This is a genomic window from Protofrankia symbiont of Coriaria ruscifolia (genome assembly GCF_900634745.1).
In the GTDB taxonomy this organism is placed as follows: domain Bacteria; phylum Actinomycetota; class Actinomycetes; order Frankiales; family Frankiaceae; genus Protofrankia; species Protofrankia californiensis.
Genome location: NZ_CAAAFR010000173.1, coordinates 36,286 through 48,872 on the forward strand (window position 1 = coordinate 36,286; position 12,587 = coordinate 48,872).

Annotated in this window: 9 protein-coding genes; 1 reads left to right on the top strand and 8 read right to left on the bottom strand. The window is 69.9% G+C overall.

Features of this window, described 5'->3' with window-relative positions; genetic code table 11:
• Positions 1-59 precede the first annotated feature (59 nt).
• The 6 genes from CV1CTNOD_RS19010 to CV1CTNOD_RS19035 all read right to left on the bottom strand — a co-directional run bounded on the left by CV1CTNOD_RS19010 (position 60) and on the right by CV1CTNOD_RS19035 (position 6,434).
• Positions 60-833: a hypothetical protein gene (locus CV1CTNOD_RS19010; RefSeq protein WP_131787367.1), complete on the bottom strand. Its 774-nt coding sequence runs from the start codon at positions 831-833 to the stop codon at positions 60-62.
• Positions 830-2,242 (bottom strand): tRNA (N6-isopentenyl adenosine(37)-C2)-methylthiotransferase MiaB, encoded by a 1,413-nt coding sequence (gene miaB, locus CV1CTNOD_RS19015; RefSeq protein WP_242606833.1) that lies wholly within the window; start codon positions 2,240-2,242, stop codon positions 830-832. The genes CV1CTNOD_RS19010 and miaB overlap by 4 nt, the downstream gene beginning before the upstream one ends.
• A 101-nt stretch (positions 2,243-2,343) precedes the next feature.
• Positions 2,344-4,101, bottom strand: coding sequence for a ribonuclease Y (rny, locus tag CV1CTNOD_RS19020; RefSeq protein WP_131787369.1), 1,758 nt, complete (start codon positions 4,099-4,101; stop codon positions 2,344-2,346).
• 267 nt (positions 4,102-4,368) lie between these two features.
• Positions 4,369-4,881, bottom strand: a complete 513-nt coding sequence (locus CV1CTNOD_RS19025) for a regulatory protein RecX (RefSeq protein WP_131787394.1) — start codon at positions 4,879-4,881, stop codon at positions 4,369-4,371.
• A gap of 45 nt (positions 4,882-4,926) precedes the next feature.
• Positions 4,927-5,976, bottom strand: coding sequence for a recombinase RecA (gene recA, locus CV1CTNOD_RS19030; protein WP_131787370.1), 1,050 nt, complete (start codon positions 5,974-5,976; stop codon positions 4,927-4,929).
• 263 nt (positions 5,977-6,239) lie between these two features.
• Entirely contained in the window at positions 6,240-6,434 is a 195-nt protein-coding gene (locus tag CV1CTNOD_RS19035) for a DUF3046 domain-containing protein (protein ID WP_131768250.1), read from the bottom strand.
• Between the two features lie 40 nt (positions 6,435-6,474).
• Here CV1CTNOD_RS19035 and CV1CTNOD_RS19040 point away from each other — a divergent pair, with 40 nt between their 5' ends.
• Complete coding sequence (locus CV1CTNOD_RS19040; RefSeq protein WP_131787371.1) at positions 6,475-10,974, top strand: ATP-dependent helicase; 4,500 nt, start codon at positions 6,475-6,477, stop codon at positions 10,972-10,974.
• A 31-nt stretch (positions 10,975-11,005) separates the two neighbouring features.
• Here CV1CTNOD_RS19040 and pspM read toward each other — a convergent pair whose 3' ends face one another.
• Positions 11,006-11,752, bottom strand: a complete 747-nt coding sequence (gene pspM, locus CV1CTNOD_RS19045) for a phage shock envelope stress response protein PspM (RefSeq protein ID WP_207386553.1) — start codon at positions 11,750-11,752, stop codon at positions 11,006-11,008.
• A gap of 5 nt (positions 11,753-11,757) precedes the next feature.
• Positions 11,758-12,555: a PspA/IM30 family protein gene (locus CV1CTNOD_RS19050; RefSeq protein WP_131768257.1), complete on the bottom strand. Its 798-nt coding sequence runs from the start codon at positions 12,553-12,555 to the stop codon at positions 11,758-11,760.
• Positions 12,556-12,587: the final 32 nt, after the last annotated feature.

Sequence of the window (12,587 nt, forward strand, 5' to 3'; positions counted from 1 at the left end):
GCCCGCGCAGGTCGAGCGCTGTACCCCAGACGGCAATTCCGTCGACGTCGAGACCATTGCTAAGAACTCCCCCGCTCCCACACGGCGACCACGTACCCCACACCGTAAGGGGCGGCGACATACTCAGCACGAGACGTCCATGACCACGTGTGCGTGTCGCTCATGGTCGTGTCCTGGTCGTGCGTGGTGACGGCGAGGCTTGCACCGGCAAGCACCTGCCACGACGCACGGCCGGCCGCCATCAGCTCGCGCGAGAGACCGGGGTCCAGCCGCAGCAGCGCGGCCGCGTCGCCACCGGCGAGCGCCGCCGCCACCGCGCCGTCGTGGGCGGCTGCACGGCTGTCGAATCCGCCGGGCGCACCGACCGTCCGCCGCGCGCTGCTGTCGCCCATCACCAGCAGGGCGACCCGCTCCGCCGAGCGGGCAAGCTCGGCGCCGATCCGCGCGGCATCCGCCGCGCTGGTCGTCGCGCTCACACCGAAGCCGGTGACCGCCCCTTCCCACGAGGTCTGTCCGAGCAGCCAGGCTCCGACCGTCAGCGACAGCGGCAGGGTCGGCCGGTTCGGGGCCGGGGCTGGTACGCAGGAGCCCGCGGCGCGTCCCAGCGTGACCGACAGCGGCACGCCGTAACCGGCCAGCGTCCCGGACTCGCCAGCGGCACAGGGCTGGGTCCATGGCGCGTCACCGACGACGACGACCAGGTCCGGGGCACCCGCCACGAGCCGGCGCACAGCCTGGATAGCCGGTTCCCGTACCGCGACGGGTTCACCACCGGCAATCTCGGGGACGAGCAACGGTGGATGCGGACAGACCGCCGCCGCGACCAGCGTCACCGTCGGAGTGTCGGCATACCGAGATCGGTCGACCGTCGGCCCTGCTCAGGGCCCTCGAGGGCACCCTGAGCGGTCTCCCACCACAGGTCACCGGCCCGGGTCCGCCGGTGGGCCAGCAGCGGACCGTCCCCAACGAGGTGGTGGGGCGCACCCCGCGTGACCATCGCCTGTACCACGTCACCTGGACGGATCAGGGCGGCCGACGGTGCACCGAGATGGACCAACCGGCCGTCACGGGCGCGACCGGAACGCCGCCCGGTGACGGCGTCCTTGCGCCCCTCCCCCTCGACGACGAGGACTTCCACCCGCTGGCCGACAAGCGCGCGGTTGCCCTCCCAGGAGATCTCCTCCTGGACGGCCGCGAGCCGCTCGTAACGGTCCCGTACGACGACCGGGTCGACCTGACCGTCCATCGTGGCAGCCGGTGTTCCCTCCCGCGGGGAGTACTGGAAGGTGAAGGCGCCGGCGAACCGCGCCTCGCGCACCACGTGCAGGGTGTCGACGAAGTCGGCCTCCGTCTCGCCCGGGAAGCCCACGATGATGTCGGTGGTGATGGCGGCGTGCGGCATCACGGTCCGGACCCGCTCGAGGATTCCCAGGAAGCGCTCCTGCCGATAGGAGCGGCGCATCCGTCGCAGTACGACGTCCGACCCCGACTGCAGCGGCATGTGCAGCTGCGGGCAGACGTTCGGGGTCGCCGCCATGGCCTCGATCACGTCGTCGGTGAAGTCCCGCGGATGCGGTGAGGTGAACCGCACCCGCTCCAGCCCGTCGATCGTCCCGCAGGCACGCAGCAGCTTTGCGAACGCCCCGGGATCACCCAGTGACCGGCCGTAGGAATTCACGTTCTGACCGAGCAGGGTGATCTCGAGGACGCCCTCGTCGACCAGTGCCTCGACCTCGGCCAGCACATCCCCGGGACGCCGATCGGCCTCCTTGCCCCGCAGACTCGGCACGATGCAGAAGGTGCACGTGTTGTCACAGCCGACGCTGATACTCACCCACGCCGAATGGTGCGTCGAGCGGCGGGAGGGAAGAGCGCTGGGGAAGACCTCCAGCGCCTCGACGATCTCGACCTCGGCCGCCGCGTTGTGCCGCGCGCGCTCGAGCAGTGCGGGCAGCCGGTGCAGGTTGTGGGTACCGAACACGACATCCACCCAGGGAGCCCGCTCGGTGATCGTTCCGCGGTCCTTCTGCGCGAGGCAGCCGCCGACCGCGATCTGCATACCCGGGTGGTGTTTCTTCGCCGGATACATCTGACCAAGATTGCCGTAGAGCCGGTTGTCGGCGTTCTCGCGCACGGCGCAGGTATTGAACACCACCACGTCCGGAGTGACATCAGCGGCTGCGGGCACGTAGCCAGCGGCCTCCAGCATGCCGGCGATCCGCTCGGAGTCGTGGACGTTCATCTGACATCCGAATGTCCGGACCTGGTAACTGCGGGGACTCACGCAGCCAGCCTACGGCGCAGGCGCAACCAGACGACGACTCCCACCATCTGACGATCATTCTAGCGTGCGGTCTCGACGGCGCGGGTCTCCCGAACCACCGTGACACGGATCTGACCGGGATAGGTCAGCTCGTCCTCGATCTGCTTGGCGACATCACGGGCCAGCATGTGCGCAGCGATGTCGTCCACCTGGTCCGGCACGACCATTACCCGGACCTCACGGCCGGCCTGCATCGCGAAGACCTTTTCGACACCCGGACGTTCAGCGGCGATCTGCTCGATGCGTTCGAGCCGCTTGACGTAGGACTCCAGGCTCTCCCGACGGGCACCCGGTCGTCCACCGGAGATCTGGTCGGCGGCCTGGGTGAGAACCGCCCCGATCGAACGCGGCTCGACCTCGTTGTGATGCGCCTCGATGGCATGGACGACCTCCTCGTCCTCGCCGTAACGGCGGGCGATCTCGGCGCCGATGAGAGCATGACTGCCCTCCACCTCGTGGGTCAGCGCCTTACCGAGGTCGTGGAGCAGGGTTCCCCGCTTGGCCAGTGCCGGTGGAAGTCGTAGCTCGGCAGCCATGATCCCCGCCAGGTGAGCGGACTCGACGAGGTGCGCCAGGACGTTCTGGCCGTAGCTGGTCCGGTACCGCAGCCGCCCGAGGAGGGCGATCAGTTCGGGATGCATTTCCGCGACACCGGTCTGCACGAGCGCGTCCTCACCGGCCCGCAGACAGCGCGCCTCGACCTCACGCCTGGCCCGGTCGTGCTCCTCTTCGATGCGGTGCGGATGGATCCGCCCGTCTCCGACCAGGGCCTCCAGCGTGATCTTACCGATTTCGCGGCGCACCGGATCGAAGCAGCTGAGCAGAACCGCTTCGGGCGTGTCGTCAATGATGACGTTCACACCGGTGACCGACTCGAACGACCGGATGTTGCGCCCCTCACGGCCGATGATGCGGCCCTTCATCTCGTCGCTGGGCAGGTGCAGGACGGAAACGACCGACTCCGTGGTCGCCTCCGAGGCAACCCGTTGGATGGCGAGTGTAACGATCTTCCTGGCTCGCTCCTCACCCCGTTCACGGGCCTGCGCCTCGATGTCGCGGACCAGCACGGCCGCATCCCGGCGGGCGTCGGCCTCGACAACCTTGACGAGCTCGGAACGCGCCTGGGCGGCGGTGAGCCGGGCGGCGTTCTCCAGCGTCCTGCGACGTTCTTCCTCCAGGTCGACGACCTCCGCGCGCCGCCTGGCAAGTTCGGCCTCCCGGGCCGCGAGGTCGTGGTCCCTGGCCTCGATCTGACGTACCTGTTCGTCAACGGCGGTAGCGCGGGCCTCCAGACGCTGTTCGCGCTGGACGAGGCGGGCATCCCGCTCGTGAAGCTCTGCCCGCAGCACCCGCACCTCCTCCTCGGCCTGCGTCCGGAAGGTTTCGGCCGACTTCCGACCGGCCTCACGTGCCTGCGCCTCGACGAGGGAGCCACGCAACGCCGACTCCGCCTCTGCCCGCTCCCGTACCGCTCGCGCACTCTCCTCCGCGCGGCGGAGAAGTTCCGCGGCATCCCGCTCCGCCTGCTCGCGAAGCTCGACAGCCTGCCTGATGATCTCAGTGGCTTCGGATTGCGCCGTTTGGAGATCAGCGTTGGGAAGCGCGGTGCGCTGACCGTCGGGAGGCTCGGTCTCTTTTACGTCGGGGTCGGTGTCTGCCTCGGTACGGGATCGGGAGACCCCCAGGACCCCCGAACCCAGGACCCGAACGAGAAGCACCGTAATTACCACCAAGCCCATGAGCATGCAGGCAGCGAGCACGGCAAGGAGAACGCTCATCGGTCCTCCTCCCTCTGCCGACATTGGCCCGCGATCAACGGGCCGGAACGGCGAAGGACCCACGAAACGGGCTGTTCCGGAACTATAATGCGCGTCGCTGCCGACAAACGATTGAGCCCAGGCGGATGCAGCGGCGTCTACAGACGCCGCGATCCGGGCCAGCCACCCTCGTGTGAAGTTGTTTCACGCTATCGGAACCGCGTCATCGCGGGAGCCCTCTCACCTTTGGTGAGAGTAGGTCTGCGGCTCGTGGACGGTCAAGAAAAGCTAGTCAAGCGAACCATCTGTAAGCTCTTCGGTGACCACCCGCACAACAAGATCAGGATGGTAGCCGCGACGGTCGAGCAACGCGGTGAGGCGTCGGGCACGTACCTGGTTCGGCAGCCGATCCATCGCCGGCATACGGCGTCGCACCAGCTCCCGCGCGGCGGCCTCCTCATCATGGGTGTCCAGGGTATCCAGGTCGGCGAGCGCCGCGGACGCAACCTCCACATCGACCCCGCGGCGACGCAACTCATGAACAAGCCCACGTCGCCCCAGGCTGCGGTTCGCCCGCGCGGAAGAGATCAGCGCGGTGGCAAACGCCTTGTCGTCGACAAGACCCACCTCGATCAGACGGGCTAGCACCGCCTCCGCCGTATCGGGATCCACCCCGCGCCGCCCTAGGGTGGCAGCCAGTTCCGCATGGCTTCGCGGGCGGGTCTCAAGCTGGCGCAGGCAGATCTCCCGCGCCCTGGCAGCCGGGTCCGCAGCCTCTTTCCGACCATGATCTGATGGCATCACGCCGATCAACACCTTTCCACCGACCAGGGAGCGACTCGGAGATCAAAGATCAGCTCGAAGATCGACCGGCGGCGGGGATGCTGGATCCAGATCAATCGTCGGCACCAGGCCGAGCTTTTCCTTGATTCGCTTTTCGATCTCGTTGGCGATGTCGGGGTTGTCACGCATGAAGGAGCGCGCGTTCTCCTTGCCCTGACCCAGCTGATCACCGTCGTAGGTATACCAGGCCCCCGACTTGCGGATGATACCGTGCTCGACCCCCATATCGATCAGAGAGCCTTCCCGGCTGATACCACCCCCGTAGACGATGTCGAACTCCGCCGTACGGAATGGGGGAGCCATCTTGTTCTTCACAACCTTCACGCGGGTACGGTTACCCACGGCATCCGTACCGTCCTTCAGAGTCTCGATACGACGGACGTCCAGCCGCACGGACGCGTAGAACTTGAGTGCCTTTCCGCCCGTGGTCGTCTCGGGCGAACCGAACATGACACCGACCTTCTCACGGAGCTGGTTGATGAAGATGGCGGTGGTGCCCGAGTGTGACAGTGCGCCGGTGAGCTTGCGCAGCGCCTGGGACATCAGCCTGGCCTGCAGGCCGACGTGGCTGTCACCCATCTCGCCTTCGATCTCGGCCCTGGGCACGAGAGCCGCCACCGAGTCGATGACGATGATGTCGATCGCCCCGGAGCGGATGAGCATGTCCGCGATCTCCAGCGCCTGTTCACCGGTGTCGGGCTGGGAGACCAGCAGCGCATCGGTATTGACCCCGAGCCTGGCTGCGTAGTCGGGGTCGAGCGCGTGCTCGGCATCGATGAAGGCCGCGATCCCACCGGCTGCCTGGGCGTTCGCGACCGCGTGCAACGCGACGGTCGTCTTCCCGGACGACTCCGGGCCGTAGATCTCCACGACACGCCCGCGTGGAAGCCCGCCGATGCCCAGCGCCACGTCCAAGGCTATGGAACCGGTTGGGATGACCTGGACCGGTGGGCGGGTGTCGTCACCGAGCCGCATCACCGAGCCCTTGCCGAACTGCTTGTCGATCTGTGCGAGGGCGTTCTCCAACGCCTTCTCGCGGTCGAGTCCTGCCATGGGAGTCGCTCCAGGCTGAGGTCGTCGAGTCTTGGCCACGATGGCGACGGTAGGGGGCGGGTCCGACAATTTCGAGCGCCGAGTCGTGCCTGTGGACAACTGGATGGTCGGAGGAGACACGATCATGGCCTTTCTCGCACCACCGGGGAACCTCGGTACTCGACATCCACAGTAGGCGAACACGCGTTCGATCACATGGTCGACACACCGGAGGCCCCAGCGGCTTTTCAGGACCCGTCCCGGATCTCAGCACTCCCAGATCTTCAGCGTTCGCGCGCGGGCAGGTCGAACTCCTCGCACACGGCCCGCCAGACGTCCTTGACGTCGTCACCGCGGGTGAGGGCCTCGTCGACCGTGGCCCCGCCGAGCCCGGCGACAACATGGTCGCGGGCAACCGACTCCGCATACCCGGAGCCGAACTGCTTGTTCATTCGCGCCCAGAATTCGGTCAGTCGCACAGCTGCAAGTCTGCCTTTCCCGGGAGGCAGACTCGAAGGCATGCCCGTCCCGTCCCCCCTCGCGCTGTTCTCAGCCCCCACCCGGGCCTGGTTCGAAAGCGTGTTCCCCGCGCCCACTCCCGCGCAGGCAGGCGCGTGGAAGGCGATCGGCCACGGGGACAACGTCCTGGTCGTCGCCCCGACCGGCTCGGGCAAGACACTCGCAGCCTTTCTGTGGTCGCTGGACCGGATCGCCCGCACCGACCCACCGGCGGAACCCTCCCGGCGCTGCCGCGTGCTCTACGTCAGCCCGCTCAAGGCGCTGGCCGTGGACGTCGAACGCAACCTGCGAGCCCCGCTCGCGGGGATCCAGGCTGCCGCGGCGCGCCTCGGCCGGCCCGAACCCGACGTGCGGGTGGGCATCCGGTCCGGTGACACTCCTGCTGCCGAGAGGCGTGCGTTCGGGCGTCTCCCACCGGATGTACTCATCACCACGCCCGAGTCGCTGTTCCTGATCCTGACCAGCCGGGCACGCGAGGCGCTGCGTGGGGTGGAGACGGTCATCGTGGACGAGGTGCACGCCGTGGCCGGTACCAAACGCGGCGCTCACCTTGCCCTGAGCCTGGAACGTCTCGACGCGTTGTTGGACAGACCGGCGCAGCGGGTGGGCCTGTCGGCGACCGTGAGCCCGACCGAGGAGGTCGCGCGCTTCCTCGGGGGTGCCCGCGAGGTCACGGTGGTCCACCCGTCGACCGGAAAGACCCTGCGAATCGACGTGGTCGTACCGGTGGCGGACATGACCCGCCTCACCGAGACCGGCACCGGCACCGGCACGGAACCGACGGCGTCGATCTGGCCGGCCGTGGAGGAACGGATCCTCGACCTCGTCCTCGCGCACCGCTCGACCATCGTGTTCGCCAACTCGCGGCGGCTCGCCGAACGGTTGTGCGCCCGGCTGAACGAGGCGTACGCCAACCGCTTCCAGAACATGCCGCCCGAGCAGCGCATGCCGGCCGAGATGATGGGCAACGCCGGGGCCGGGCGGCCCGCCGACGCGATGGAGGTGGCCCGGGCGCATCACGGCAGCGTCAGCCGGCAGCAGCGGGCGCTCATCGAGGACGATCTCAAGGCCGGCCGGCTGCCCGCGGTCGTGGCCACGTCGAGCCTGGAGCTCGGCATCGACATGGGGGCTGTCGACCTCGTCGTCCAGGTCGAGTCACCGCCGAGCGTGGCCGCCGGCATGCAGCGGGTGGGACGAGCCGGGCACCAGGTCGGAGCCGCCAGCCGGGGGGTGATCCTGCCCAAGCACCGCGGCGACCTGCTTCCGTGCGCCGTCGTCGCCGAACGGATGCGCGACGGCGGGATCGAGGAACTTCGGTATCCGCGTAACCCACTGGACGTGCTCGCCCAGCAGATCGTGGCGATGGTCGCGATGGACCCCTGGCAGGTCGACGACATCGCCGCGCTGGTCCGCCGGGCAGCTCCGTTTGCGACGCTGCCACCCTCCGTCCTGGATGCGGTACTGGACATGCTCTCCGGCCGGTACCCCAGCGACGGCTTCGCCGAGCTGCGCCCCCGCGTCGTCTGGGACCGGGCCACCGGCACGCTTACCGGCCGGCCCGGCGCCGGACGGCTGGCGGTCACCAGCGGCGGCACCATCCCCGACCGCGGCCTGTTCGGCGTCTTCCTGGTTGGCGAGAAGGCAAGCCGGGTCGGCGAACTGGACGAGGAGATGGTGTACGAGTCCCGGGTCGGTGACGTCGTCCTGCTCGGATCGTCCAGCTGGCGGATCGAGGAGATCACCCCCGACCGGGTGCTGGTGACCCCTGCGCCGGGTCGGCCGGGCCGACTGCCGTTCTGGCACGGTGACGCACCCGGGCGTCCGGCCGAACTCGGTCGCGAGATCGGCACCTTCACCCGTGAACTGGCCCGCCTGGGCACCGAGGGCGCACGAGAGCGCCTCCGGGCAGCCGGGTTCGACGAGTGGGCCGCCGACAACCTGCTCTCCTATCTCGCCGAACAGCGGGAGGCCACCGGTCGTCTCCCGGACGACCGGACGATCGTCGTCGAGCGTTTCCGGGACGAGCTCGGTGACTGGCGGCTGGCGGTCCATTCACCCTTCGGCGCCCCCGTGACCGCGCCATGGGCGCTGGCCATCGGCGCACGGCTACGCGATCGCTACGGCGTCGAGGTGCAGATCATGCACTCCGACGACGGCGTCGTCGCGCGGATACCCGACGCCGACCTCGCCCCCACCGCCGACGTGGCCGTGTTCGACCCCGACGAGATCAACGCGCTCGTGCGGGCCGAGATCGGTGCCAGCGCGCTGTTCGCGAGCCGGTTCCGGGAGTGCGCGGGCCGGTCGCTGCTGCTGCCACGACGCACTCCAGGCCGCCGGACCCCGCTGTGGCAGCAACGGCAGCGCAGCGCCCACCTGCTGGAGGTGGCGGCACGCTTCGACGACTTCCCGATGGTGCTGGAAACCATGCGGGAATGCCTGCAGGACGTTTTCGACGTCCCCGCGCTGGTCGGGCTGATGCGTGACGTGGCGTCGCGCAATCTGCGCGTCGTGGAGGTGGAGACCACCGCGGCGTCGCCGTTCGCCCGCTCGATGCTGTTCGGCTACGTAGCGGCGTTCATGTACGCCGGGGACACCCCGCTGGCCGAGCGCCGAGCCCAGGTACTCGCACTGGACAGCTCCCTGCTCGCCCAGCTGCTGGGCCAGGCCGACCTGCGGGAACTGATCGACACGAACGTGCTCGCGCAGATAGAGGCCGAGCTGCAGCACCTGGCGCCCTACCGGCATGCGCGCGACGTCGAAGGGGTCGCCGACCTGCTGCGCGTGGTCGGCGACCTCAGCACGCCGGAGGCGCTGGCCCGGGGCGCGACCCCGGCCTGGCTCGCCGAACTCACCGACACCCACCGTGCGCTGCGGGTCCGCATCGCCGGTGAGGAACGCTGGGTCGCGATCGAGGACTCCGGACGGCTGCGTGACGCCCTGGGCATCCCGGTACCGGTCGGTGTGCCCACGACCTTCACCGAAGCAGTCCGCGACCCATTGGGTGACCTGCTGTCCCGCTACGCGCGCACGCACGGCCCGTTCGACACCGAGGCGATCGCCCGCCGGTTCGGGTTGGGTGTCGGCGTGGTGACCGCGGGCCTGGAACGGATACTCGCCACCGGCCGGCTCGTCCGCGGCGAGCTGCGCCCGGGTGGCACCGGCGAGCAGTGGTGTGACGACACGGTGTTGCGCACGCTGCGCCGGCGCAGCCTCGCGGCTTCCCGCCGGGACGTCGAACCCGTCGCGGTGGAGGCCTTCGCCCGCTTCCTGCCCGCCTGGCAGGGGGTGTCACGTGGCCAGGGCGCCGGCGCACACGGTGTCGACGCGGTGGTGCGGACCGTCGAGCAGCTGCAGGGCACACTGATGCCGGCCAGCGCCTGGGAGCAACTCGTCCTGCCCTCCCGAGTGGCGGACTACCACCCGGCCATGCTCGACGAGTTGTGCGTATCCGGCGAGGTGCTGTGGGCCGGCGCGGGCGGGCTGCCCGGAAACGACGGCTGGATGACCCTGGTCCTCGCCGACAGCGCCGCCCTGCTGCTGGCACCGCCCGCGCCGGAGGCCGCAAGCACCCCCCTGCACACCGCGGTGCTCGACACCCTCGACACAGGGGCCGCCCTGTTCTTCCGGACCCTGTCGGACCGGGTCGGCAGCCTCGACGACAACGCGCTCGCGAGCGCGTTGTGGGATCTGGTGTGGGCGGGCCTGGTCACCAACGACAGCCTCGCCCCGCTACGGGCCTCGCTGGGTGCCCGCCGTGGCGCTCATCCGGCCACCCGCCGCAGCCCCCGGGCGCGTCCGGCTCGCTACTCCCACCCGACCATGCCGTCGCGGACCGGCCCACCTACGGTGGCAGGCCGCTGGTCGCTGCTGCCCGACCGGGACCTTGATCCGACCCTGCGAGCCCACGCCCAGGCCGAGATGCTTCTCGACCGGTACGGGATCGTCACCCGCGGCGCGGTCACGGCCGAGGGAGTCCCGGGCGGTTTCGCCGGGTTGTACCGCGTACTGTCCGCCTTCGAGGACGGTGGGCGGTGCAGACGCGGCTACTTCGTGGAGTCCCTCGGCGCGGCCCAGTTCGCCGTCCCGGGTGCGGTCGACCGGCTGCGGGCGGCCCCACCGACCTGCGGCGCGATCGTGCTCGCCGCGACCGACCCGGCGAATCCCTACGGCGCCGCATTGCCCTGGCCGGCGCCGCCGGCGAGTCAAGCCGGCGGCGGGCATCGGCCGGGACGCTCACCGGGCGCGCTTGTCGTCCTGGTCGACGGCGAGCTGATGATGTACGTCGAACGCGGTGGCAGGACGTTGCTGACCTGGACCGACGACCCCGAGCGGGTGCAGCCGGCGGTCGACGCCCTTGCACTCGCCGTGCGGGACGGCTGGCTCGGACAGCTGTCGGTGGAGAAGGCCGACGGCCAGTCGGTGCTCACCAGCGCACTCGGTCGTGCTCTGGAGCACGCCGGTTTCCATCCCACTCCGCGCGGCCTGCGGCTGCGGGGCTGACCACCTCGGGGTCGCCGAACCGGAGAACTGGTCAGCGCATGAGTTCGCGCAGGCCGTCGGCGAAACCGCGCAGGGCTGCGGTCCCGTGTTCGAGGCCACCGTCGCGCCCCGCCGGTGACAGCGTCGACGACGTCGAGGCAAGCAGGTCACTGGCTGCGGCCAGCATCCCGTCGAGTGCATCCGCGGCGGTTGTCATCGAGCTCACCAGATCCGAGATCGTGGCAGTGATCTCCGCCCGACGGCCAGGGCCGGCGACCGTACGAGCGGCCGACTCACAGGCCAGGACCCGGCCGGCCTCGACGCGAAGGCCGTCGACCACCTGCGCGGCCGACACCATCGCCGCGCGGACCGTTTCAGCGGCGGCCCCGGGTGGCAACGCCCGCAGCATGGCGGCGAGCGCGACCATCGCCGCCTCGCCGCGACGCAGGGGTTCCGCGGCGGCCGAACCCCGTAACATCAACCGCGAGGGCAGCGGCGCCATCGGCAGCGGCAGGGCCGGCAGCACAGGGGCCAGCCGCGCCTGACGCCAGGACAGGCCGGCCCGCACAAGCGCGCCGGCGCCCACGACCAGCCACTTCCACGTCCCGTCCAGGACCGCGGCCGCCGGGGTAAGGACGGCGACCCCGGCCCACACCCGCGCGGACGCGGCGGCGCGCCGCCGCAGGCGGGCCTGGGTACGGACCAGCCGCTGCTCGCCGCGCAGCAGGCTCCGGCGTTCGATGTCGGCGCGCAGCCAGTCCGGCAGGCGGCTGCCCAGCCCGGTCTTGCCTGCCGGCATCATCGTCAGGCGTCCGGTCGGCCGGGAGATCCCTTGTCCAGGGACAACTGATCACCGGAGCCGGCGCCGTCCGCCCTCGGTCCGGCCGACAGAGCCGTACGGATTTCGGCAAGACGGTTGGACGCCTTCGCGTCCAACGACGCCCGGCGGATCTCCAGCATCCGCGACTCCACCCCCTGGGAGGCGAGCTCGTGCCGTCCCAGGGAGATCGCGTAGCGCTGTTCGACCTTGTCCCGGACCTGCGCGAGCGTCGGGGTGTCACTCGGCGGGGTGAGCTGGGACATGCCGTCGAGCGCCTTGCTCATCTGTTCCTGCATGGCGGCGTGCTCGATCTGGGTCAGCAGCCGGGCGCGTTCGGTAAGCTGCCCCTGCAGTCGCAGGGTGTTGTCCTCCACCGCCCGGCGGGCCTGTTCGGCCGAGAGTACGGCCTGCTGGTGCAGGGCCTTGAGATCGTCGAGGGCACCCTCCGCGGCGACGAGCTGGCTGGCGAACGCCTGCGCGGTCTGCTCGTAGCGCCCGGCCGCGTCCACCTCACCGTTCGAGCTGGCTGCGTCCGCGAGAAGGACGGCCTGGCGCGCGGACTCGGTGAGGCTTTCGACCTCGTCGATCTGGCGGGCCATCCGCATCTCCAGTTGCCGCTGGTTGCCGACAACCGCGGCAGCCTGCTGCACGAGCGCCTGGTGCTGCCGCTGTGCCTCGGTGATCGCCTGGTCGATCTGGACCCGCGGATCAGCCTTCTCGTCCAGCTTCCGGTTCGCCGAAGCGGACAGATAGCGGTACAACTTGCGGACGACGTTCGCCATACATCGATCGTCGCACGTCAAGCTGGACGCTG